Here is a 23,528-nt window from a genome sequence, read left to right on the forward strand (position 1 = left end):
CATGCTAAAAGTGTTATTGCTCTTTGTTCTGCTGATTGCGGGAATTGTGGTTGGTCCAATGATCGCCGGACATCAAGGTTACGTACTAATCCAGACCGATAACTACAATATCGAAACCAGCGTCACGGGCCTGGCGATCATCTTTATTCTGGCGATGGTGGTGCTGTTTGCGATCGAGTGGTTATTACGGCGTATTTTCCGCACCGGCGCGCACACTCGCGGGTGGTTTGTCGGGCGTAAGCGTCGCCGCGCGCGTAAGCAGACCGAACAAGCATTACTGAAACTGGCGGAAGGCGATTATCAGCAAGTTGAAAAGCTGATGGCGAAAAATGCCGATCACGCTGAACAGCCAGTAGTGAACTATCTGCTGGCTGCCGAAGCCGCACAACAACGCGGTGATGAAGTTCGCGCCAACCAACATCTGGAACGCGCAGCGGAGCTGGCGGGCAACGACACCATTCCGGTAGAAATCACCCGTGTACGCCTGCAACTTGCCCGTAATGAAAACCATGCCGCTCGCCACGGCGTGGACAAGTTGCTGGAAGTCACGCCACGCCATCCTGAAGTACTGCGTCTGGCGGAGCAGGCTTATATCCGCACCGGCGCGTGGAGTTCGCTGTTGGACATTATCCCGTCGATGGCAAAAGCTCACGTTGGTGATGAAGAACACCGTGCGGCGCTGGAACAACAGGCATGGATTGGTCTGATGGATCAGGCGCGAGCCAATGACGGTAGCGAAGGCTTGCGTAACTGGTGGAAAAACCAAAGCCGGAAAACGCGCCATCAGGTGGCGTTGCAGGTAGCAATGGCGGAACATCTTATTGAGTGTGACGATCATGATACAGCCCAGCAAATTATCATCGATGGCCTGAAGCGTCAGTATGATGATCGCCTGCTGCTGCCAATCCCGCGCCTGAAAACCAATAACCCAGAACAACTGGAAAAAGTGCTACGTCAGCAAATCAAAAACGTCGGCGATCGTCCGTTATTATGGAGCACGCTGGGACAATCGCTGATGAAGCACGGCGAATGGCAGGAAGCGTCAATCGCCTTCCGCGCAGCACTGAAGCAACGTCCTGACGCCTACGATTATGCATGGCTTGCCGACGCTCTGGACAGGCTGCACAAGCCGGAAGATGCCGCAGCGATGCGCCGCGACGGCTTGATGTTAACGCTGCAGAACAACCCACCGCAGTAGTTTCTTCACACCCGGAGATAAGTATCTCCGGGGCTTTTCTCAAGGTATAAAAAAACGCCTGCTCTTCTTACGGAGCAGGCGTTAAAACAGGTCTGTATGACAACAAGTGGGTGCTTCACTCAACGTTGTGTCCATGGTGTCTGATGAGGCATAAGCGACATCTGTCAGTGGACGATAAGCACCGTAAACGGCTCTGCGTCATTCCTGAGTTTATGAGGCACTAAGGCGAACATAAGAGATGGAATGAGCATCTACCCGCTTATTATGCCACAGCGGTCAGGGAAATAACATCCTTTAACACTTATAATAAGATAATTCTGCAACCTCTTTTCCCTTCACACACAATAGTTTCCTGAGCAAATATTCCCTGGCAACTGAATTTTTTTCATGGATATAATGAATAATTAAAATCATTCAATTAACAATATATATATTAATCACACATCAAACTAAAAACAGCATCAATAATCAACGCGATATAATAAACCAGCCTTACATATCTCTCGCACCAGAGGTAGGATTGAAAACGCTCTCCTGATGTTCCAATTCATTTATAGGATAAATAAATAATTTATTTTCATCATAGTTATTTATATAGCCATCCTGTCAGAGAGAGGGACCTCAATTATCAATGCTTAATTACGACATCAATTTGATGTCATGAAACCGGAGCATTTTGCATGGAAATTTCGTTTTCACCCAAACTTCTTGTGGTCGCAGTCGCTGCCGCCATTCCTTTACTCGCCAACGCTGCAGATACCCCGTCAACCGCCACTGCGCGCAAGGGTTTTGCTGGTTACGATCACCCAAATCAATATCTGGTTAAACCGGCAACCACAATTGCCGACAACATGATGCCGGTGATGCAGCATCCTGCACAGGATAAAGAAACTCAGCAGAAGCTGGCAGAACTGGAGAAAAAAACCGGCAAGAAACCGAACGTAGTTATTTTCTTGCTGGATGATGTGGGCTGGATGGACGTTGGCTTTAACGGCGGCGGCGTGGCGGTGGGCAATCCAACGCCAGACATTGACTCAGTTGCCAGTCAGGGGCTGATTTTAACCTCTGCATATTCACAACCAAGTTCTTCTCCGACCCGCGCCACTATTCTCACCGGACAATACTCAATTCACCACGGTATTCTGATGCCACCGATGTACGGGCAACCAGGAGGCTTACAAGGCTTAACGACTCTGCCGCAATTGCTGCACGATCAAGGCTATGTAACCCAGGCTATCGGTAAATGGCATATGGGTGAAAACAAAGAATCCCAACCGCAGAACGTCGGTTTTGATGATTTCCGCGGCTTTAACTCTGTCTCTGATATGTATACCGAATGGCGCGATGTTCACGTCAACCCAGAGGTCGCCCTGAGCCCGGACCGTTCTGAATACATCAAACAATTACCGTTCAGCAAAGATGATGTTCATGCCGTACGTGGTGGCGAACAGCAAGCCATTGCCGACATTACACCGAAATATATGGAAGACCTGGATCAACGCTGGATGGAATATGGCGTTAAGTTCCTCGATAAGATGGCGAAGAGCGATAAGCCTTTCTTCCTCTATTATGGCACTCGCGGCTGCCACTTTGATAACTACCCGAATGCGAAGTATGCCGGTAGCTCCCCAGCACGTACCTCTTATGGCGATTGTATGGTGGAAATGAACGATATCTTCGCCAACCTGTACAAAACGCTGGAGAAAAACGGCCAGTTGGATAACACGCTGATTGTCTTTACTTCCGATAACGGACCAGAAGCCGAAGTACCGCCGCACGGTCGTACTCCGTTCCGTGGCGCTAAAGGTTCGACCTGGGAAGGCGGCGTTCGCGTACCGACTTTCGTTTACTGGAAAGGCATGATCCAACCGCGTAAATCTGACGGTATTGTTGATCTGGCGGATCTCTTCCCAACCGCGCTGGATCTGGCAGGTCATCCTGGAGCGAAAGTGGCGAAACTGGTGCCGAAAACAACCTTTATTGATGGTGTGGACCAGACATCTTTCTTCCTGGGAACAAATGGTCAGTCTAACCGTAAGGCGGAGCATTACTTCCTCAACGGCAAACTTTCTGCTGTACGTATGGATGAGTTCAAGTATCACGTGCTGATTCAGCAGCCATATGCGTATACCCAGAGCGGATACCAGGGAGGGTTCTCGGGTACGGTAATGCAAACTGCGGGGTCTGCGGTATTTAATTTGTATACCGATCCGCAGGAAAGCGACTCCATCGGGGTGCGCCATATCCCAATGGGTGTGCCGCTACAGACAGAAATGCACGCGTATATGGATATCCTGAAAAAATATCCGCCACGCGCGCAGATTAAATCTGATTAATTCAGCGCTATCGCTGTATTGGACAGCGCTGCCATTGCCGGATGCGGCGTGAACGCCTTATCCGGCCTACCAGATCGTATAAATTCAATATATTGCAGCGTTCTGTAGGCCGGATAAGATGCGCCAGCATCGCATCCGGCAATCAACCACTTTTTACTTATTCACCACCATCAAATGCGACTGCATTATGTCGCTGGCCGGGCGACCATGCGCCAGCAAATCAGCCATCGCTTTCAGATACGGCGGTAGATGGCGGAAATAACGCTGATACCCGGCACACAAATAATTCAGCCCCGGTTTACCGCCAGCATCGAGCATGAAGCGATGTTTCGGGCAACCTCCCCAACATGCTTTTAACACGTTGCAACTGCGGCACTGCATCGGTAACTGCTTAAATTTATCTTCACCAAATGCCTGCTGTTGTGAGGAATCGACCATTTCTGCAACCGTCTGCTTATGCATATTCCCCAGTCGATATTGCGGATAAACATAGTGATCGCAGGCATAAACGTCGCCGTTATGCTCAACAATCACCGAGCGCCCACAGGTTGGCTGATGATGGCAAACCGCGCCCGGCGCACCGACAAAATTGGCAAATGCCCATTCGATATTCATTACGAAAATCTTGCCGACATCGCGTTTGATCCAGTGGTCGAATATCGCCACCAGAAATTCACCGAACTCATCGGGGCGCACCGACCATTCCGTCAGCTCACCCTGAATATCGCCAGGCGCATGTAATTTCAGTCCATCACGGGCAGCTGTTTCATCAGCCAGACGCTCGACCACCGGAATAAACTGGATAAATTCAACTCCCGCATCGCACAAAAAATCATAAACCAGCAACGGTTGCTGCGCGCTGGTGCGATTGACGCAGACCAGTACGTTATAGTCGACATGATGTTTTTGCAGCAGCGTCAGGGCGCGCATCACCAACTTATGCGTGGGTCTGCCGCCTTTGGTCACGCGATATTGATTGTGGATCTCAGCCGGACCGTCCAGCGATAACCCAACAAGAAAATGGTTTTCTGCCAGAAATGCACACCATTCGTCATCCAGCAGCACGCCGTTAGTCTGGAAGCTATTACTTATCCGCCTGCCAGCGCCATATTTCACCTGTAACGCTACGGCACGACGGTAAAAATCCAGTCCGAGTAACGTTGGTTCGCCGCCCTGCCAGGTAAAAGCCACCTCGTTTTGTGGTTCGCTGGCGGCGATATAGTGGCGGACATACGCTTCCAGCGTGTCATCGTCCATATGCGTGACTGGCTTTTCGTGATAAAGGGATTGTTTTTCAAGATAAAAACAGTAGTCACAGTTCAGATTACAATCAGAACCGCTCGGCTTCGCCATAATATGAAAAGCACGCGTCGGAACCTGTTGCAGCATGGTCGCTCCTTGTCTGAAGTCGTCCTTCGATGAGTGTAAGGACGAAATCATACTGCGCGGCAAAACATTACTACGGGCGTTTATTGCGAAGGGGAAGTGATGGAATACACAGAAAACAAAAAACCCCGCCGAAGCGGGGTTCAAAATTGGTCGGCGAGAGAGGATTCGAACCTCCGACCCACTGGTCCCAAACCAGTTGCGCTACCAAGCTGCGCTACTCGCCGAAATACTGCTTTTTGAATTTTAGTTCAACTCTTTAAGTCGTGGTGCGAGGGGGGGGACTTGAACCCCCACGTCCGTAAGGACACTAACACCTGAAGCTAGCGCGTCTACCAATTCCGCCACCTTCGCATTGTCACAACTTCTAATAATGGGGTGGCTAATGGGATTCGAACCCACGACAACTGGAATCACAATCCAGGGCTCTACCAACTGAGCTATAGCCACCACTACAAATCTTGTTACGCGGTATTACTACCACCGCAGCTCAAGCGCCGGGACTAAATGGCGCGCCCGACAGGATTCGAACCTGAGACCTCTGCCTCCGGAGGGCAGCGCTCTATCCAGCTGAGCTACGGGCGCTTAGCGCCGTTGCGGGGGTGGATAATACGGACTTCCCGCCCCTCTGTCTAGTCCCTTTTTAAATAAAATGCGCGTTTGGTTACGGTTTATGCGTTTTGTTGCTTATTCCTCCAGTTTATGCGCTTTACCGTGGCGATTAAGGCCAAAAATTTTATAAATCGCCGTCACCGCCAGCATAAAGATGCTGCCGACAAACAGCGACATACGGGTATCTTCATTAAAATACATGCCGATCAAAACGCAAATCAGGAACACCATTGTTACGTAGTTGGCCCACGGGAACAGAATGGAGCGGAACGGATGATCGGCAATCGCCGCTTTGTGTGCACGACGAAAACGCAACTGGCTTATCAAAATCACAAACCACGGCACCATCCCTGGAAGCACGCTGGCACTGTAGACGTAGACAAACACACGCTGTGGATTGGGAATGATATAGTTCAGGCACGAGCCAATTAGCAGAATAGCAATTGAGACCGCTACCCCCGCAACCGGTACGCCATGACGGGAAACTTTCGCCATCGCCGCCGGTAACTGACGATTTTTCGCCAGTGCGTAGAGCATACGTCCGCAACTGTACATGCCGCTGTTACAGCCAGAAAGCGCTGCCGTCAGCACCACAAAGTTGATAATACCCGCCGCTGCGGTAATACCGATTTTGGCAAAAGTCAGTACGAACGGGCTGCCGTTGCTGCCTATTTCATTCCACGGGAAGATGGTAACGATAACGAAAATCGCGCCAACGTAGAAAATCAGGATCCGCCACAGCACTTTACCTACCGCACTACGTAGCGTGACCTGTGGATTTTTTGCTTCACCAGCGGTGATGCCAATCAGCTCCACGCCCTGGTAGGACGCCACCACAATACACAATGCGGTCAGGAACCCTTTCCAGCCACCTGCAAAGAAACCGCCATGCTCTGTGAGATTGCTAAAACCAATCGACTGCCCGCCGTTGCCAAAACCAAAGAAAATCACGCCCAGGCCAATGACAATCATCACGATAATGGTGGTAACTTTGATCATTGCGAACCAGAACTCGATTTCGCCGTACAACCGCACCGCCGCCAGATTCGCCAGCGCCACCAGCGCAACAGCAATCAACGCGGGTATCCACTGCGCCATCTCCGGGAACCAGAACTGAACGTAAACGCCGATAGCGGTGATTTCCGAGATCCCCACCGCTATCCACATAAACCAGTAAGACCAGGCGGTGAGATAGCCAAAGAACGGGCTCATATAACGATGCGCATAGACGGCGAATGAACCGGTAACCGGCTCAAGAAACAACATTTCACCCATTGAGCGCATGATGAAAAAGACGAACAGCCCGGCGATGATATAGGCCAACAATACGGATGGCCCGGCCCATTTCAGGGTACTGGCGGCCCCCATAAACAGGCCGACGCCAATGGTGCCCCCCAGGGCGATGAGTTCGATATGTCGAGCTTCCAGCCCACGCTGTAGCTCTGGTTTGTTATCAGCCATAAATCCTCGTGTTGTGTTTGCATGTTTTCCGGTGTTACCGGGTATCGTTATGGGTACATCGAGTGTTGCAAATGTTTTCGTAATTCAGGAGAAATGGCAAATTAAGCATTAAAAAATTGAATGCTTTGTGTAATAAAACAGCAGAAGGGCGACGGAGTGAGCACCTACGTCGCTTACAGAGGAGAGAATCAGAGATTACCAGTGTAATGCCAGCGTAAATAACGCAGTAAACGCAATTGACGCTTGATACGACTCGGCTGTGATAGCAGGCGATAAAGCCACTCCAGCCCCAGTTTTTGCCAGGCCTCTGGCGCTCGTTTCACATGACCGGTAAAGACATCGTAAGTCCCGCCAACGCCCATATACAGCGCATCCGGGTGCACCAGACGGCAATCGCGCATAAAGATCTCCTGCTTTGGCGATCCCATCGCGACGGTGACGATTTGCGCTCCGCTGGCATGGATACGCTCAAACAACGCCTGCCGCTGCTCGGGTTTAAAATAACCGTCCTGGCTGCCAACGATATTCACATTCCACAGGTCGCGCAGTTTTGCTTCGGTTTGCGCCAGCACCTCCGGTTTACCACCGACAAGAAATACCGGCGTCCCTTCCTTGCCTGCGCGCGCCATCAGCTCTTCCCAGAGATCGGCCCCGGCAACGCGGGAAACCTGCGCCTGCGGGTACTTTTTACGCACTGAACGTACAACGCTGATGCCATCAGCATATTTAAATTCGGCAGCGTTAATTAACTCCCTGACCTCAGCATTATCTTCAATGGTCAGCATTTTTTCAGCATTGATGGCTACCAGCGTTCCCTGCTTCAGTTGCCCGTCGGCGAACAGATAATCGAGGGCATGCTGCATATCACGCCAACCAATTAACTGTAAGCCACGCAGCGTATAGGTCGGTGCCGTGGTGGTGTTATCCATTGTTATCCTTCAACTTTGTGACCGGAGCGATGATTTTGTGCGTTTATGAATGAGTCCGGCGCTTTCAAAAAGCCAGTACAACAGTTTTGCGATCATCAGACTTGCGCCGAAGACCACGATAAAAAAGACGACGCGTGAAACAAACGAATCCAGCCCTTCACGCGCCAGCACGATCATATTGAAGATCGCCCCGAAGCAGAAGCTGTGCAAAATCGCCGCTTTATAGCGATTGGTTTCGCGGTTGCCCAGTTCATACAACCAGTCAAACCATTTGATGATCAACCCAACCACAATCGCCCCCAACGGAATAAACAGTACGCCGCCCATGACAATCAGCGAACCAATAAGCGTAGGCGAGATCGCCAGCCCGGAGTGGTTATTCAGCACTTCCCAGGTGAAATAGTTGGCAGAGTTCAGCACCATACTCGGGCGCCCCGGCCACAGCCAGGAAGGGATAAAAACATAGAAATCACGGACAATCGGCGCCAGCCCCTGGAAGTCGATGTTGTCGTAGTTCTGCAACAACAACGCCAGATTCTCCCACGGCGAAAAGGTATCGCGGGTGAGATAGAGAAACGTATAGAACGCTTCATCGCCGCTCACATTCATTCCATAGCGTTTTAGCGCCAGCCAGAACATGCCAACAATCCCCAACACGCCCGCCACCGCCAGCATCCATAACGAAATCCAGCCACGAATAATGCCGATAAACAAGAAGATAGCGAATGCGATGATGATATTGGCGCGAGTGCCGCCGACAATCATATAAGTCAACAAACCAAACGCGACGGTGCTGACAAGAAAAAACAGCCACGCTTTGCTGTCCTGGCGCAGAAAGTAGACCACCAGCATCGCCGGGATGAAAAAGTAAAAGAAGCGTTTTAACGCCACACCGGAGACTTCGCTGGAAAAGATTTGACTGTAAGAGTTAAGCCGGAACAGCAAAAAGCCGTTGTGCATGAAGAAGATGCCGACACTCACCAGCGCGATGCCCATCAGAATCCCCCACGTGAGATTGGTCTCCACGCGATTCATGGTAAACAGCGGACGGCGCGATACATCGACAACACGTTTGCGTAGGCGAGTTTTGTAGGTGACATAGTAAACCGCATAGAAGCAGCCCGCAGAAAGCAACGCCTGCAACAAGATTTCCGGCGGTGCGACGCTAACATCAAAGCGAAACACCAGCACGCTGGTCAGCGGGAAGCCAAAGAAAAAAGTGAGCAAAAACAGCAATGAAAAGAAGACATTGAAGTTAAAGCGCACACGGCGGAATTCAAACCAGGTCAGCGTGGCAATAAACAGCGTGCAAAGCAGCCAGACAACAAACAGGCCACTGAATTGCAGCAGACTCATGCGACCTCCCCGGCGGCAATAGCCAGCGCCCGTTGCCAGCCTTGCAGATAGTTCGGGCTAAAGAAGGCAATGGTGTTTTTATCCACCGACGCCAACTGGCGCTGCGCTTCACGCACAATATCCTCGTTGAGATCGTCGGTAGTAAACAACACCGGCAAATGCTGTTCCGTCATATCCTGCCAGAACGGATTTTCCCGGTTAAGCACACAAGGAATACCCGCCTGAATCAGTAAGCACAGCGTACCAATGCCCTGCTGGCGGGCAAAAATAAAGTAGCCGAGATCGCACTGGCGAAGTAGCGCCAGATAAGCGTCAAACTCCAGTTTTTCGCTCAGAACTTGCAGATTTTCTTCGCTGAATAATTCCAGCCCCACCTGGCGAACGTCGTTGATGTACGCTTCGTTATTAGGCGGATAGCCCATCGGCACCACCACTTTTACCGTATCGCCAAACTGTTGATGAACAGCGCGCAGAGCGGCGATATGCTCATTGCTACGATCGCCGGAGTTTCCCACAAGGATGGTCATTTTCCCTTCACGTTGCCGATCGTTCGCCATCATATTGAGAGAAGGGTCCATCCGCGTCGGGAAATAGAGCAGTTCGCCCCGCACCTTTGGATGCGTTTTGGCAAAAAAGCTCAAATCACCGCGAGTGGCAAATACGCAGCCGACCCGCTTTTGCGCCAAACGACGAATGGGATAAAACAGTCTAAATTTCAACCCACTGGAGACTTCATATAAATCTGCCCCCCAGATATGCCAGTAAAACTGACTGGGCTTAATGCCACCGCTAAGCAACGCCAGCCACAGTGCGGTGTTGAACTGACCGTGGAAGAAAAACCGCTGATTGCGATCAGCTTTTGCTTTAGCAATTACCGCTTCTGCCAGCGATTTTTTACCTGGATAAAATTTCACAGAAAGCGCCGGGCAGCTGTCACTTAAGCCGTCGTCCTTACCAGCAACCATAAACTCGCGCGCGTGCTCACTCGTCGCGGCCAGCGCGTCGTTGAAAAACCGCAAAACGGTTCGATTATGGTGAGGGATATCCGATCCCAGAACGTGAATCAGTACAGTCATGCCCGCCTACGCCAGAGTAAAAACACGCCACAACAAAGAGAAAAATAGACGATATAGGTTGCCATATAGGCCTGCGCCGCGCCCAGTGCGCCATGCACGGGGATCAGCCAGTGGGCAAATATCATCAATAAAGTGAACTGGCTAACTTCCGCCAGAATATAAAGCCGTAGCGACGCTTTGGCGATCACCAGATAACCAAAGACATAAGCGCCCACTTTCAACACATCACCCACCAACTGCCAGGCAAAGAGATCGCGCATGGCGGTAAATTTATTCGACAACAGCAGCCAGATGGCAAAATCACGTAGCAGCCAGACGGTAAAACTCGCCGCCGCTACCGCCGGTAAGACGAATTTCAGCGATTTAACCACTTCCCGGGTGATATCGCGCTTTTCCGTTAGCCGCGACAACGTGGGCAGTAAATATACGCTGAATGATACCGTAATAAATTGCAGGTAGGCGTCGGAAATACTGCTCACCCCTTGCCAGATACCCACTTCATCCCAGCTATACTGCGCCGCCAGTAGCTTACGCATCATGATGTACGCAACGGGCAAGGTCACCGACGTAATCAACGCCATAAGCGTAAACTTGCTCAACTGCCCTGCCAGACCGCTATCCCAGCTGGGTTTCAGATAGCTTAACGGGATAACGCCACGCTTCATCAGCATGATGACGGCAGGAATCACCACCAGCGCGGGAATCAACGCCAGCCCCAGCAACGCACCTTCATAACCGCCCAAACGGTAACTGACGTAATAAGCGATGACGCCAATCAAGCTGCCGACCATCAGCGATAACGCATTACCTGCGGCATCGCGAAAGCCTTTCATCAACGCCAGCAACAGGTTGCCCCAGGCGATCCCCATTTGCACCAGCGCCACTAAACGCACCAGTCCCTGATAGTCGATATTACCAAACAATCCCTGGCTGATTGGCGCAGCTGCCAGCACAAAAACCAGCGCCATCAGCGTGGAGAAGCCAAGCACCATTGCAGATGAAGTACCAACCACGCGGCGCAGCTGCTGCGGATTATCATGGTGCTGGGCAACGTACTTAGTTACACCGTTAAAGATACCCGCTCCCGCCAGTACGCCGAGCACGGTAATCAACTGGCGGAAATTCGCCGCCAACCCCAGTCCAGCCGGACCAAATGACACCGCCAGTAATTTACCAACCAGTAACCCGGCACCAATCTTGACCAGCGTACTGGCCGCCGTCCACAAAGACGCTTTTGCCAGTGACATATCAGGAGAAGTAGTTCAATAAGGTCGCAATTACCGTGCACTGATTGACGGGCGACAGGTTATAGAACAGCGGCAGGCGCAACAAACGCTCACTCTCTTTGGTGGTGTAACGATCTTCGCCATGGAATTCACCAAAGTGTTCACCCGCCGGGCTTGCGTGTAGCGGAATATAGTGGAACACCGCCATGATTTCCGCTTCTTTCAGGAAGTTTATCAACGCGCTCCGGTCATCAATATCCCGCAGTTTAATGTAGAACATATGCGCATTCTGCACGCAACCATCGGGAATAGACGGCAGTTCGATACGCCCAGCTTTCGCCAGAGGTGTTAACGCATCGTAGTAGTTTTGCCACAGCGCTAGGCGCTGCTGGTTGATGCGATCCGCCGCTTCCAGTTGCGCCCACAGGTACGCCGCTTGCAGATCGGACATCAAATAGCTGGAACCGATATCGCGCCAGGTATATTTATCAACCTGCCCACGGAAGAACTGGCTGCGGTTAGTACCTTTTTCGCGGATGATCTCCGCTCGCTCGATCAACGCGTTATCGTTAATCAGCGTCGCACCGCCTTCACCGCCCGCCGTGTAGTTTTTGGTTTCATGGAAGCTAAAGCAGCCAATATGACCAATGGTTCCCAGCGCACGCCCTTTGTAAGTGGACATCACGCCCTGAGCGGCATCTTCCACCACAAACAGATTATGCTTTTTCGCCAGCGCCATTATAGTGTCCATTTCACAGGCCACCCCCGCGTAATGCACCGGCACAATAACGCGCGTTTTGTCGGTGATCGCCGCTTCAATCAGCGTTTCGTCGATGTTCATGGTATCCGGGCGAATATCGACAAAGACAATTTTTGCCCCACGCAGTACAAAAGCGTTAGCGGTGGAGACAAAAGTGTAGCTCGGCATGATCACTTCATCGCCCGGCTGAATATCCAGCAACAGCGCCGCCATCTCCAGAGAAGCGGTACAGGAAGGCGTTAACAACACTTTGGCACTGCCAAAACGTTGTTCCAGCCACTGCTGACAGCGACGGGTAAAACCACCATCGCCGCACAGTTTGCCGCTGCCCATAGCCGACTGCATATAGTCGAGTTCGGTTCCCACCACCGGCGGAGCGTTAAATGGAATCATGTGATCACCTGTATAACCAGTATGCAGTGCTTTCTACATTCGCACCGCTTTGTATGTATCGTTTAAGCGCGGCGGTGTTGCCCATCTGGGTCGCCACCCGCAAAGTTGTTTTACCGCGAGCATACGCCCAGTTTAGCGCTGCCTGCATCAACTGTTCACCTGCTCCGCGCCCTGCCAACAAACCAATTCGCACATCGGTGGCGTTCAACTCCCGCAGGGAAACATAGCCGCGAATAGCGCCAGACGCCGAACGTAAAACCAGACATTGATGATCAAAGGTGCCGCGCACGGCATTTTCAATCCACTGCGCATAAAAGCGACCGCTGGCGTCAGGCGCATACCACGGCGCACGAAAACGGCTTTGCACAAATGCGGCGCTGGCTAACTGACGTAATGCGGGAATATCAGTCTCTTGTGCCACTTCCGCATTGCTTTCACCAGCATTAGTCACCGGTAACGCCAAATCGATTTCACCTTCCACCAGTATGAATCCCAACTGTTGCAGAGCATCCAGCTCAGCGGTGTTTGATGCGGCAATTTTGGCCTGTACCCGCGACCACGGCGCTAACGCGTCTGGCGTCAAGAGAGGCGCTTCAGCACTGATGCGCACAATGGCGCTGTTAACGCCAAAGAAGGCATTTTCCCAGATGAGTGGTTCAATACTGGCGTGGACGGGCACGGAGTAACTCCAGCAGATATTGACCGTAACCGGTTTTCGCCAGCGAACTTGCGGCGCGCTTCACGCCTTCGTCGTCGAGCCAGCCGTTGCGCCAGGCGATCTCTTCCAGACAGGCAATCTTAAAGCCCTGGCGTTTTTCCACCGTCTGTACAAAGGTACTGGCTTCAATCAGGCTGTCGTGAGTACCGGTGTCCAGCCAGGCAAATCCGCGCCCCAGTAGTTCAACGGTCAGGTTACCTGCCTCCAGATACATTTGATTAATGGAGGTTATTTCCAACTCACCGCGTTCCGACGGCTTCACCTGCTTCGCGTACTCCACCACGCTGCTGTCGTAGAAATAAAGTCCGGTTACCGCCCAGTTTGATTTCGGCTGCTTTGGCTTTTCTTCCAGTGAAATGGCGTGGAAATTATCGTCAAACTCCACGACACCGAAGCGTTCTGGATCCATCACCTGATAGCCAAAAATCGTCGCGCCTTCCGTACGCGCCGCAACATGCCGCAGTTTCGGACTGAAACCCTGACCAAAAAAGATATTATCGCCCAGCACCAGGCAGGAAGGTTCACCGTTAAGGAAGGTTTCACCGATGATAAACGCCTGCGCCAGGCCGTCCGGGCTGGGCTGTTCTGCATATTCCAGATGGATACCGAACTCGCTGCCGTCGCCCAGCAGGCGCTGAAAATAACCTTTATCTTCCGGCGTGGTGATGATGAGAATTTCGCGGATACCCGCCAGCATCAGCACCGACAACGGATAGTAAATCATTGGTTTATCGTAAATCGGCAGTAGCTGCTTCGACACACCGCGCGTAATCGGGTGCAGGCGAGTGCCAGAACCGCCCGCCAGGATAATCCCTTTCATGTCTGCTTACCCCTTCAGCCCCAAACGTTCGCCCTGATAGCTGCCGTCCTGTACCTGCTTCCACCAGCTTTCATTGGTCAGATACCACTGCACTGTTTTACGCATACCACTTTCAAAAGTTTCCTGCGGCAGCCAGCCAAGTTCACGGGCAATTTTCGAGGCATCGATGGCATAACGTAAATCATGCCCAGGACGATCGGCGACAAAGGTGATCAGGTCACGATAGTGCGCCACACCCTGCGGTTTGTTTGGTGCCAGTTCTTCCAGCAGTTCGCAAATGGTTTCCACCACATCGAGATTCTTACGCTCGTTGTGACCACCAATATTATAGGTTTCACCGATTTTTCCGGTGGTCGCCACGCAATACAGCGCGCGAGCGTGGTCTTCGACATACAACCAGTCACGGATTTGCTGCCCGTTGCCATATACCGGTAGCGGTTTACCCGCCAGCGCGTTGAGGATCATCAGCGGGATCAGTTTTTCCGGGAAGTGATAAGGGCCGTAGTTATTCGAGCAGTTGGTGATAAGCGTCGGCAAACCGTAGGTACGCAGCCAGGCGCGGACCAGATGATCGCTGCTGGCTTTTGACGCGGAATAAGGACTACTCGGCGCATACGGCGTGGTTTCGGTGAAGAAATCATCCGTAGAGTGCAGGTCGCCATACACTTCGTCGGTAGAGATATGGTGGAAACGGAAAGCCGATTTTTTATCATCCGCCAGCGTATTCCAGTAAGCCCGCGCCGCTTCAAGAAGTGTGTAAGTACCCACAATGTTGGTTTCGATAAATGCCGCCGGACCGTCGATAGAACGGTCAACGTGACTTTCCGCCGCCAGATGCATCACACAGTCAGGTTGATGCCGGGCAAAAACGCGCGCCAACTCTGCCCGATCACAAACATCAACTTTCTCAAAGGCAAAGCGATCGCTCTGTGCGACCGGTGCCAGCGACATTAAGTTTCCAGCGTAGGTCAGTTTATCGACAACCACTACCGCATCACGGGTTTCGTTGATGATATAACGCACCAGCGCCGAGCCAATAAACCCGGCACCACCTGTCACCAGAATTTTTCTCATCAGCGCCAGACTCCTTTAACATCAACAATATATTGCTGACGAACGTTGTCGCCATTGATAACTTTGAACTGACTATGATCGACCAGCATCACCAACACATCAGCCGTCGCCAGCGCGTCATCAAGCTGCGCCAGCGTGCAAAGCCCGGTCAGTTTTTTCGGCAACTGGTGAATGTTCGGTTCGACAACCAGCGTTTCACCACTGTGCCATTGAGCGATCAGTTCAGCGATTTCCATCGCCGGACTTTCGCGCAGGTCATCAATATTCGGCTTAAACGCCAGCCCAAAGCAGGCAATTTTTAGCTCGCTGGCGCGTTTATCAGTGGCGGCCAGACAATCAGCTACCGTCGCTTTCACCTGATCAATTACCCAAAAAGGTTTGTGATCATTCACTTCCCGGGCAGTACGAATAAGGCGTGCCTGCTGCGGGTTCTGCGCCACAATAAACCACGGATCAACAGCGATGCAGTGACCGCCCACGCCCGGACCAGGCTGCAGAATATTGACGCGAGGGTGACGATTGGCCAGACGAATCAATTCCCAGACGTTAATTCCCTGATCGGCGCAAATCAGCGACAGTTCATTAGCGAAGGCAATATTCACATCGCGGAAGCTGTTTTCGGTCAGCTTGCACATTTCCGCCGTCCGCGAGTTAGTGACGACACACTCACCTTCAAGGAAGATTTTGTACAATTCGCTGGCGCGCGCCGAGCAAACTGGCGTCATACCGCCAATCACGCGATCATTTTTAATCAGCTCAACCATCACCTGTCCTGGCAGCACACGCTCCGGGCAGTAGGCAATATTCACGTCCGCCTGCTCGCCGACCTGCTGCGGAAAGGTCAAGTCCGGGCGCATCTCTGCTAACCATTCTGCCATTTTCTCGGTTGCCCCTACCGGAGAGGTGGATTCAAGGATCACCAGCGCGCCTTTTTTCAGTACTGGCGCGATGGAACGGGCAGCCGATTCAACATAGGCCATATCCGGCTCATGATCGCCTTTAAACGGCGTCGGTACAGCAATCAGCCAGGCATCGGCCTCAACGGGCGTGGTACTCGCTCGCAAAAAACCCTCTTCCACGGCAGTTTTTACCACGCTCGCCAAATCAGGTTCGACGATATGGATTTCGCCACGATTGATGGTATCAACCGTCTGTTGGTTGATATCGACGCCAATCACCTGTTTTTGTCGGGAGGCAAACGCCGCCGCCGTCGGCAGCCCAATGTAACCCAATCCAATGACAGAAATGGTCGCAAAACTCATAGTGATATCCGATTATTTTTTAACGCTTCCAAAATGCGAGAGCATGCCTGACCATCACCATATGGGTTATGGGCGCGGCTCATGGTTTGATATTCGTTTTCGTCTTCTAAAAGACGCGTCACTTCCTCGACAATCCGCTGTTTATCTGTGCCAACCAGACGCACCGTACCCGCTGTTACCGCTTCCGGGCGCTCAGTGGTATCGCGCATCACCAGTACCGGTTTCCCCAGCGAGGGCGCTTCTTCCTGAATGCCGCCGGAATCGGTCAAAATCAGCCAGGCGTGGTTCATCAGCCAGACAAACGGTAAATACTCTTGCGGATCGATCAGAATAACGTTTTTCACGTGCCCCAGAATGCGATTGACCGGTTCTCTGACATTCGGATTGAGATGTACCGGATAGACAATCTGGATGTCCTGGTGAGTCGTGGCGATTTCCGCCAGCGCATGGCAGATTTCCTCAAAACCGCGACCGAAGCTTTCGCGTCGGTGACCGGTCACCAGAATCATTTTTTTATCAGGGTCGATAAACGGGTAATTCGCCGCCAGCGCTGTTCGTTGCGCGTTGCTGTTCATAACCTGATCGCGCACCCACAACAAGGCGTCGATGACCGTATTACCGGTAATGAAGATTCGACTATCAGCGACGTTCTCACGCAGCAGGTTTTGCCGCGACGTTTCGGTAGGGGAGAAGTGATACATCGCCAGATGCCCGGTCAACGTGCGGTTAGCCTCTTCCGGCCACGGCGAGTAGAGATCGCCCGTGCGCAACCCCGCCTCAACGTGACCAACTGGAATACGCTGATAAAACGCTGCCAGACTGGTAGCCAGCGTGGTGGTGGTATCGCCGTGCACCAGCACCACATCAGGTTTGAACTCGGCAAGAATAGGTTTTAGCCCTTCCAGGATCCGACAGGTTATTTCGGTCAGTCCCTGTCCCGGCTGCATTATGTTGAGATCGTAGTCAGGTACAATGGAAAAGAGTTTTAGCACCTGATCGAGCATCTCCCGATGCTGCGCAGTGACGCAAACTTTAGCCTCAAAAAAAGGATCTTTTGCCAACGCATGCACCAACGGCGCCATCTTAATGGCTTCCGGGCGCGTGCCAAATACAGTCAGTACTTTCACATCGATTCTCTTCGAAAAAGCGGCGAGCTCTCAGGCGCTCGCCGCAGCAGTGTTGCTATTTCGAGCAACGGCGGGTTAATGCGACACCAGCCCCGATCAGCCCCCCGACAATGCCCCACATAATCATCAGGAAGGCACGACGCGGGCTATCGCGTTTTACCGGTTCTTCCGGCGTACGCAAATAGCGATAGGTCTGAAAACGCGGATCCAGGGTTGGACCAACATTAAGGGTGTTCAACATAGCCCGATTCTGATCATAGTCGAGATCAAAGGCCGGGCCGACGGCCTGTAAATTTTCTAACCGCGCCTGCAGCATAGGGCGCCCAAGCAGAAACATTTCTGAATCAGGCAATTCATCCGCAGGAACGTCTGTCGCACTGCGAGAGATATTATGTTGTTCGGCAATTTTGAGCGCCTGCTCAATGCTGTTTACCCGGCGGTCGTAGATCGCTTTCGCAACCTCTTCCTGACGCTTTACCTGAGCTTTCGTCTGGATGGTGCGCGCCGCCCATGCGCCTTTCAGCTCATCATTCAAATGGCTGGCCGCGCGCTGACTCGCGAATGCGACATACTGACGCAGCAGGTTATTAGCATCAGGGGCGGTTTCGGCAATCAATTTCACGTTGTCATTGATTGCACGGGCAGAATCACCGGGAATAAACTGGATGTTGTTGATCATTTCATCCAGCAACGCTGCATCGGCTTTACTGTTACCAACCATCCGCTGTTTATAATAGTCCGTCTGCAGCCAGAAATCGCGGCGGGTATCCCACGACGCCAGTTGCATAACAAACTCTTTATAGGCTTCGTCCATTACCGATGGCTGATCGGCAGGAGTCGTACCGGCGCGCTCATCCAGGTTACGCAGAAACTGCTGTTGCGAGTAGTATCCCCCCAACATATTCACCGTTGGACGATCGGTAATCGCCGTCGCGCTCCACTCCTGACGGGCAAAAAATGTATACGCCAGCGCGATTAAAGCAAACGCCAGTCCCATGCCAACAATCCACAGCTTCCCAGCCCACAAGGTACGAAACAACCCACGAATATCCAGTTCATTTTCAGCATTTTCGGCTGGTTTCCCAGGCATTGGTTGCGTCATTACATCCTCGTTTATTTGGTTAAGTTGGGGCTGCCACCACGATTTCTGCGCAGTCGGCGTTTCACACGCTTAATAAAGCGAGCAACCTTCCAGGCACGCTTAATACAATAGCCATAGAGGAAGAATGCTAGCAAAAAGAGCACCAGCATGACCCATTCAGGGACAAAATGAGAGTATTCCGCCAGCACGCCAATGGAGGCGAGCAGTGCGGCGGCAAGGGTAATCAACACAAACGCCTGACGAGAAGTAAACCCGGCGCGCATGATCAAATGATGAATATGCTGGCGGTCAGGCGAGAATGGACTCATACCTTTACGCAAGCGACGGTACATAATTGCCACCATGTCCATTAGCGGAATGGCGATTATCCATAATGCAGTCACCGGGCTAATCGGATGCGTTTTGCCCTGGGTGGTTTCCAGCAGGATCCAGATAACGGTGAAACCAATCAGCGTACTACCCGCATCCCCCATAAAGACTTTGTAGCGGCGGCCCAGAACCCCAAGGTTGAGCATAATATATGGCAGGATGGCGGCGATCATCGCAAAGCACCAGATAGCGAGGCTGGTTTGCCCGTCGAACCACAAAATCATACCGATTGCCGCGAACGAGACGCAGGAGAGACCTCCCAGCAGACCATCAATACCATCAACCATGTTGAAAGCGTTGATTGCGGCCCAAACGGCAAACAGCGTCAGGAAGTAGCCAAACGGCCCGAGCACCATTTCCCAAGAACCGAAGATATAGCCCAGGCTACTGAGATAAAGTTTGCCGAACACCATCATAACGATGCCAACAGCAGCCTGGATGGTGGCACGGATTTTTACACTGATATCGAAGCGGTCATCCAGTGCGCCAATAAACACCAAAACACCAGCACAGGCGAGATAGAGAGATGCATGCGGAATATAGTAGTCGACAATTCCGAACGTAAAGCAAATCCCTGCGTAAACAGAAATACCCCCAACGAGCGGTATCAATCCCTGGTGACGTTTGCGGAAGTTAGGTTTATCCACTAAACCGACTTTTTTTGCGACCTTGCGGGCAAAAAATAGAAACAGTGTCGTGAATAAAAAGATACTGATGAGATCAGTACTCACTGTCAGTAAATTCACAATGCATGCTCTCAGAGAAAATTATTAGCAGAAGTATAACCACGAAGGCCTTTATTCAGAAGGGAAACTCCCGTCCAAACCCACCAGCCCTGTGCAAAAATTAATCATTTGATATGCAAATTGCATAACACACGAGCAAAATCCAGGAATTTTCCCAATATTGCCAGTGCGCCGTTAAGATTACAGATATAAAAGCAAAACGCCACGTAAACACGTGGCGTTTTTGGCATAAGACAAATTTATGAGCGTTTCATCATCTCGAAGAAATCGTCATTGGTCTTGGTCATCGCCAGTTTATTGATGAGGAACTCCATTGCATCGATTTCACCCATCGGGTGAATGATTTTACGCAGGATCCACATTTTCTGCAGCTCTTCCTGGGTAGTGAGCAGCTCTTCTTTACGCGTACCGGAGCGGTTGTAGTCGATAGCCGGGAAGACGCGTTTTTCAGCGATCTTACGAGAGAGGTGCAGCTCCATGTTGCCTGTACCTTTAAACTCTTCGTAGATAACTTCGTCCATTTTGGAACCCGTGTCGATCAGCGCCGTTGCGATGATCGTCAGGCTGCCGCCCTCTTCCACGTTACGCGCAGCGCCGAAGAAGCGTTTCGGACGATGCAGAGCGTTAGCATCCACACCACCAGTCAGCACTTTACCAGACGCCGGAACTACGGTGTTGTAGGCGCGCGCCAGACGGGTGATGGAGTCGAGCAGGATGATAACGTCTTTTTTGTGCTCAACCAGACGTTTTGCCTTCTCGATCACCATTTCCGCAACCTGAACGTGGCGAGATGCCGGTTCATCGAAGGTAGAAGCCACAACCTCACCTTTCACCAGACGCTGCATCTCGGTCACTTCTTCTGGACGTTCGTCGATCAGCAGAACCATCAGTACACAGTCTGGATGGTTGTAGGCAATGCTCTGGGCGATATTCTGCAGCAGCATGGTTTTACCCGCTTTCGGCGGCGCCACTATCAGACCACGTTGACCACGACCGATCGGCGATGCCAGATCCAGTACGCGCGCCGTTAAATCTTCAGTAGAACCGTTACCGCGTTCCATACGCAGACGAGAATTTGCGTGCAGCGGGGTTAAGTTCTCAAAGAGGATTTTGTTGCGGGCGTTTTCAGGTTTGTCGAAGTTAACTTCGTTAACTTTCAGCAGCGCAAAATAGCGTTCACCTTCTTTCGGCGGGCGAATCTTACCAGAGATGGTATCACCAGTGCGGAGGTTAAAACGGCGGATTTGGCTGGGGGAAACGTAGATGTCATCAGGGCCGGCGAGGTAGGAGCTGTCTGCGGAACGGAGGAAACCAAATCCATCCTGCAATATCTCCAGTACGCCATCACCAAAGATATCTTCGCCACTCTTTGCGTGCTGCTTCAGGATGGCAAAAATAATGTCCTGCTTACGCATACGAGCCAGATTTTCCAGCCCCATATTTTCGCCGAGAGTGATCAGCTCAGAAACCGGCGTATTCTTTAATTCGGTAAGATTCATAGTGGTGTGAGTTCTTAAACTTGGGGTAAATCTCGAACTTAATGTTGTGAATGGTATGGCAGGATCATCCATGCCTGTTTACGGTTATCAGCTCATGTCTTTTCGCTGTCTGGTCACAAGAGAGTACGCAGAACTGAAACGACAAGACGGATTGAGTGACAAACCAGAAATCTGTTCACTTCGCATTAGATAAAAACGGGAAGCGTTGGATATTACAAGATTCAAACTTAATAAGGTAAGTTTAATACGAAGTCAACATTAAGTTAGCATGGCTCACGCCGGGCGTCCAGTTTTTAGCGACGGGGCACCCGAACATGACGTTCCCTTATGCCAGGTTGGCGTCGAGGAACTCTTTAAGTTGGCCTTTAGACAGAGCGCCCACTTTGGTTGCCGCCACTTCACCGTTTTTGAACAGCAGCAGAGTCGGGATACCACGGATGCCATATTTCGGCGCAGTGCCAGGATTCTGATCGATGTTCAGTTTTGCAACGGTCAGTTTGCCCTGATATTCGTCAGCGATTTCATCCAGAATCGGGGCGATCATTTTGCACGGACCGCACCACTCTGCCCAGAAATCGACGAGGATCGCCCCGTCCGCTTTGAGTACATCCGTGTCAAAACTGTCGTCAGTCAGGTGAATAATTTTATCGCTCATATATAACTCCACAGGAATAAGCCTGGCGTGTTGGTTTCGTTGTTGGTGTAACATTAACCAACTAAAGGTTGACTTTATTTCACCGGATACGCTTTCGTAAAGCAATAGTAAGCTGATATTCTATCACACTATGAGCAAAACACATTTAACAGAACAGAAGTTTTCCGACTTCGCCCTGCATCCGAAGGTTGTAGAAGCCCTTGAAAAAAAAGGGTTTCATAACTGCACGCCCATTCAGGCACTGGCCCTTCCGCTGACGCTGGCGGGTCGTGACGTAGCCGGGCAGGCGCAAACCGGTACCGGGAAAACGATGGCGTTTCTTACGTCTTCTTTTCATTATCTTCTCTCTCATCCCGCGATTGCCGATCGCAAGGTGAACCAGCCACGTGCCTTAATTATGGCACCGACGCGTGAACTTGCCGTGCAGATCCACGCCGATGCGGAACCGCTGGCGCAGGCAACCGGCCTGAAGCTGGGGCTGGCTTACGGTGGCGATGGCTACGACAAACAGCTGAAAGTGCTGGAAAGCGGCGTTGACATTCTGATTGGCACCACGGGGCGTTTGATTGACTACGCCAAGCAGAACCACATTAACCTCGGCGCCATTCAAGTAGTCGTGCTGGACGAAGCAGATCGTATGTACGATCTGGGCTTTATTAAAGATATCCGCTGGCTGTTCCGCCGCATGCCGCCTGCGAATCAGCGCCTCAACATGCTGTTCTCCGCCACGCTTTCGTACCGGGTACGTGAACTGGCGTTCGAGCAGATGAACAACGCCGAATACATCGAAGTGGAACCGGAACAGAAAACGGGCCACCGCATTAAAGAAGAGCTTTTCTACCCTTCTAACGAAGAAAAAATGCGTTTGCTGCAAACGCTGATCGAAGAAGAGTGGCCAGACAGAGCGATTATTTTCGCTAACACTAAACATCGTTGTGAAGAGATCTGGGGTCACCTGGCGGCAGATGGTCATCGTGTCGGTTTGTTAACTGGCGATGTAGCACAGAAAAAACGTCTGCGTATTCTCGAAGAATTTACCCGCGGCGATCTGGATATTTTGGTTGCCACCGACGTTGCCGCGCGTGGTTTGCATATCCCGGCCGTGACACACGTCTTTAACTACGATTTACCTGATGACTGTGAAGATTACGTTCACCGTATCGGTCGTACCGGGCGCGCAGGAGCAAGTGGTCACTCCATTAGCCTGGCGTGTGAAGAATATGCGTTGAATTTGCCTGCAATTGAAACCTATATTGGTCACTCAATTCCGGTAAGCAAATACAATCCAGACGCATTGATGACCGATCTGCCAAAACCGCTGCGCCTGACGCGCACGCGCCCAGGTAATGGTCCGCGTCGTACTGGCGCTCCGCGTAATCGTCGTCGTTCGGGTTAAATAAACAATGCCATACTCAAAATCATT

Annotated in this window: 20 protein-coding genes and 4 tRNA genes; 3 read left to right on the top strand and 21 right to left on the bottom strand. The window is 51.6% G+C overall.

Annotated features, from left to right (window positions below; all coding sequences use genetic code 11):
• The first annotated feature begins 1 nt into the window (after nt 1).
• Together hemY and aslA are read left to right on the top strand one after the other, a co-directional pair.
• On the top strand, nt 2-1,198 hold the full coding sequence (gene hemY, locus EA14781_RS06485; protein ID WP_000921779.1) for a protoheme IX biogenesis protein HemY: 1,197 nt from the start codon (nt 2-4) through the stop codon (nt 1,196-1,198).
• A gap of 680 nt (nt 1,199-1,878) precedes the next feature.
• Nucleotides 1,879-3,534, top strand: a complete 1,656-nt coding sequence (aslA, locus tag EA14781_RS06490) for an arylsulfatase AslA (RefSeq protein WP_000406038.1) — start codon at nt 1,879-1,881, stop codon at nt 3,532-3,534.
• A gap of 153 nt (nt 3,535-3,687) precedes the next feature.
• Here the strand turns inward: aslA and EA14781_RS06495 are convergent, their stop codons facing one another.
• The 21 genes from EA14781_RS06495 to trxA all read right to left on the bottom strand — a co-directional run bounded on the left by EA14781_RS06495 (nt 3,688) and on the right by trxA (nt 22,105).
• A complete protein-coding gene (locus EA14781_RS06495) occupies nt 3,688-4,923 on the bottom strand; it encodes an anaerobic sulfatase maturase (protein ID WP_000941497.1) in 1,236 nt (411 codons plus the stop codon).
• A gap of 147 nt (nt 4,924-5,070) precedes the next feature.
• Nucleotides 5,071-5,147, bottom strand: a tRNA-Pro gene (locus EA14781_RS06500).
• Between the two features lie 40 nt (nt 5,148-5,187).
• A tRNA-Leu gene (locus tag EA14781_RS06505) sits at nt 5,188-5,274 on the bottom strand.
• Between the two features lie 20 nt (nt 5,275-5,294).
• Nucleotides 5,295-5,370 (bottom strand) — tRNA-His (locus EA14781_RS06510).
• Nucleotides 5,371-5,428: 58 nt separating this feature from the next.
• Nucleotides 5,429-5,505 (bottom strand) — tRNA-Arg (locus EA14781_RS06515).
• A gap of 102 nt (nt 5,506-5,607) precedes the next feature.
• Nucleotides 5,608-6,993: a bifunctional threonine/serine APC transporter ThrP gene (gene thrP, locus EA14781_RS06520; protein WP_000774722.1), complete on the bottom strand. Its 1,386-nt coding sequence runs from the start codon at nt 6,991-6,993 to the stop codon at nt 5,608-5,610.
• A 188-nt stretch (nt 6,994-7,181) separates the two neighbouring features.
• Nucleotides 7,182-7,922, bottom strand: a complete 741-nt coding sequence (gene wecG / locus EA14781_RS06525) for a lipopolysaccharide N-acetylmannosaminouronosyltransferase (protein ID WP_000370731.1) — start codon at nt 7,920-7,922, stop codon at nt 7,182-7,184.
• A 9-nt stretch (nt 7,923-7,931) separates the two neighbouring features.
• The gene (gene wzyE, locus EA14781_RS06530) at nt 7,932-9,278 is read right to left on the bottom strand and encodes an ECA oligosaccharide polymerase (RefSeq protein WP_000055148.1); all 1,347 of its coding nucleotides are present in this window, start codon (nt 9,276-9,278) and stop codon (nt 7,932-7,934) included.
• Nucleotides 9,275-10,354 carry a TDP-N-acetylfucosamine:lipid II N-acetylfucosaminyltransferase gene (gene rffT / locus EA14781_RS06535; protein ID WP_000217214.1) on the bottom strand — a complete coding sequence of 360 codons (1,080 nt, stop codon included), beginning with the start codon at nt 10,352-10,354 and terminating at the stop codon, nt 9,275-9,277. Before rffT ends, wzyE begins: the two co-directional genes overlap by 4 nt.
• Nucleotides 10,351-11,601 (bottom strand): lipid III flippase WzxE, encoded by a 1,251-nt coding sequence (wzxE, locus tag EA14781_RS06540; RefSeq protein WP_000050232.1) that lies wholly within the window; start codon nt 11,599-11,601, stop codon nt 10,351-10,353. Before wzxE ends, rffT begins: the two co-directional genes overlap by 4 nt.
• Nucleotide 11,602: 1 nt before the next feature.
• Nucleotides 11,603-12,733 carry a dTDP-4-amino-4,6-dideoxygalactose transaminase gene (gene rffA / locus EA14781_RS06545; protein WP_000612028.1) on the bottom strand — a complete coding sequence of 377 codons (1,131 nt, stop codon included), beginning with the start codon at nt 12,731-12,733 and terminating at the stop codon, nt 11,603-11,605.
• 4 nt (nt 12,734-12,737) lie between these two features.
• Nucleotides 12,738-13,412: a dTDP-4-amino-4,6-dideoxy-D-galactose acyltransferase gene (gene rffC / locus EA14781_RS06550; RefSeq protein WP_001143960.1), complete on the bottom strand. Its 675-nt coding sequence runs from the start codon at nt 13,410-13,412 to the stop codon at nt 12,738-12,740.
• Nucleotides 13,390-14,271, bottom strand: coding sequence for a glucose-1-phosphate thymidylyltransferase RfbA (gene rfbA / locus EA14781_RS24685; RefSeq protein WP_000676047.1), 882 nt, complete (start codon nt 14,269-14,271; stop codon nt 13,390-13,392). Before rfbA ends, rffC begins: the two co-directional genes overlap by 23 nt.
• A gap of 6 nt (nt 14,272-14,277) precedes the next feature.
• Complete coding sequence (gene rffG / locus EA14781_RS24690) at nt 14,278-15,345, bottom strand: dTDP-glucose 4,6-dehydratase (protein WP_001226766.1); 1,068 nt, start codon at nt 15,343-15,345, stop codon at nt 14,278-14,280.
• Nucleotides 15,345-16,607: a UDP-N-acetyl-D-mannosamine dehydrogenase gene (wecC, locus tag EA14781_RS06565; RefSeq protein ID WP_000006635.1), complete on the bottom strand. Its 1,263-nt coding sequence runs from the start codon at nt 16,605-16,607 to the stop codon at nt 15,345-15,347. Before wecC ends, rffG begins: the two co-directional genes overlap by 1 nt.
• Nucleotides 16,604-17,734: a non-hydrolyzing UDP-N-acetylglucosamine 2-epimerase gene (gene wecB / locus EA14781_RS06570; RefSeq protein WP_000866668.1), complete on the bottom strand. Its 1,131-nt coding sequence runs from the start codon at nt 17,732-17,734 to the stop codon at nt 16,604-16,606. Before wecB ends, wecC begins: the two co-directional genes overlap by 4 nt.
• A 55-nt stretch (nt 17,735-17,789) precedes the next feature.
• Nucleotides 17,790-18,836: an ECA polysaccharide chain length modulation protein gene (gene wzzE, locus EA14781_RS06575; RefSeq protein WP_000193464.1), complete on the bottom strand. Its 1,047-nt coding sequence runs from the start codon at nt 18,834-18,836 to the stop codon at nt 17,790-17,792.
• Between the two features lie 11 nt (nt 18,837-18,847).
• Nucleotides 18,848-19,951, bottom strand: a complete 1,104-nt coding sequence (wecA, locus tag EA14781_RS06580) for a UDP-N-acetylglucosamine--undecaprenyl-phosphate N-acetylglucosaminephosphotransferase (protein WP_001050963.1) — start codon at nt 19,949-19,951, stop codon at nt 18,848-18,850.
• Nucleotides 19,952-20,190: 239 nt separating this feature from the next.
• Entirely contained in the window at nt 20,191-21,450 is a 1,260-nt protein-coding gene (rho, locus tag EA14781_RS06590; RefSeq protein WP_001054527.1) for a transcription termination factor Rho, read from the bottom strand.
• 87 nt (nt 21,451-21,537) lie between these two features.
• Complete coding sequence (locus EA14781_RS06595) at nt 21,538-21,636, bottom strand: rho operon leader peptide (protein ID WP_010335530.1); 99 nt, start codon at nt 21,634-21,636, stop codon at nt 21,538-21,540.
• Between the two features lie 139 nt (nt 21,637-21,775).
• The gene (gene trxA, locus EA14781_RS06600) at nt 21,776-22,105 is read right to left on the bottom strand and encodes a thioredoxin TrxA (RefSeq protein ID WP_001280776.1); all 330 of its coding nucleotides are present in this window, start codon (nt 22,103-22,105) and stop codon (nt 21,776-21,778) included.
• Nucleotides 22,106-22,235: 130 nt separating this feature from the next.
• Between trxA and rhlB the strand changes: the two genes are divergently transcribed.
• A complete protein-coding gene (gene rhlB, locus EA14781_RS06605; protein ID WP_000047489.1) occupies nt 22,236-23,501 on the top strand; it encodes an ATP-dependent RNA helicase RhlB in 1,266 nt (421 codons plus the stop codon).
• Nucleotides 23,502-23,528: the final 27 nt, after the last annotated feature.

Source organism: Escherichia albertii NBRC 107761 = DSM 17582 (genome assembly GCF_000759775.1).
Lineage (GTDB): Bacteria > Pseudomonadota > Gammaproteobacteria > Enterobacterales > Enterobacteriaceae > Escherichia > Escherichia albertii.

Bases quoted from the DNA above. Each gene is read 5' to 3' on its own strand.
- hemY (WP_000921779.1), top strand. From the start codon at position 2: ATGCTAAAAGTGTTATTGCTCTTTGTTCTGCTGATTGCGGGAATTGTG.
- aslA (WP_000406038.1), top strand. From the start codon at position 1,879: ATGGAAATTTCGTTTTCACCCAAACTTCTTGTGGTCGCAGTCGCTGCC.
- EA14781_RS06495 (WP_000941497.1), bottom strand. From the start codon at position 4,923: ATGCTGCAACAGGTTCCGACGCGTGCTTTTCATATTATGGCGAAGCCG.
- thrP (WP_000774722.1), bottom strand. From the start codon at position 6,993: ATGGCTGATAACAAACCAGAGCTACAGCGTGGGCTGGAAGCTCGACAT.
- wecG (WP_000370731.1), bottom strand. From the start codon at position 7,922: ATGGATAACACCACCACGGCACCGACCTATACGCTGCGTGGCTTACAG.
- wzyE (WP_000055148.1), bottom strand. From the start codon at position 9,278: ATGAGTCTGCTGCAATTCAGTGGCCTGTTTGTTGTCTGGCTGCTTTGC.
- rffT (WP_000217214.1), bottom strand. From the start codon at position 10,354: ATGACTGTACTGATTCACGTTCTGGGATCGGATATCCCTCACCATAAT.
- wzxE (WP_000050232.1), bottom strand. From the start codon at position 11,601: ATGTCACTGGCAAAAGCGTCTTTGTGGACGGCGGCCAGTACGCTGGTC.
- rffA (WP_000612028.1), bottom strand. From the start codon at position 12,733: ATGATTCCATTTAACGCTCCGCCGGTGGTGGGAACCGAACTCGACTAT.
- rfbA (WP_000676047.1), bottom strand. From the start codon at position 14,271: ATGAAAGGGATTATCCTGGCGGGCGGTTCTGGCACTCGCCTGCACCCG.
- rffG (WP_001226766.1), bottom strand. From the start codon at position 15,345: ATGAGAAAAATTCTGGTGACAGGTGGTGCCGGGTTTATTGGCTCGGCG.
- wecC (WP_000006635.1), bottom strand. From the start codon at position 16,607: ATGAGTTTTGCGACCATTTCTGTCATTGGATTGGGTTACATTGGGCTG.
- wzzE (WP_000193464.1), bottom strand. From the start codon at position 18,836: ATGACGCAACCAATGCCTGGGAAACCAGCCGAAAATGCTGAAAATGAA.
- rho (WP_001054527.1), bottom strand. From the start codon at position 21,450: ATGAATCTTACCGAATTAAAGAATACGCCGGTTTCTGAGCTGATCACT.
- EA14781_RS06595 (WP_010335530.1), bottom strand. From the start codon at position 21,636: ATGCGAAGTGAACAGATTTCTGGTTTGTCACTCAATCCGTCTTGTCGT.
- trxA (WP_001280776.1), bottom strand. From the start codon at position 22,105: ATGAGCGATAAAATTATTCACCTGACTGACGACAGTTTTGACACGGAT.
- rhlB (WP_000047489.1), top strand. From the start codon at position 22,236: ATGAGCAAAACACATTTAACAGAACAGAAGTTTTCCGACTTCGCCCTG.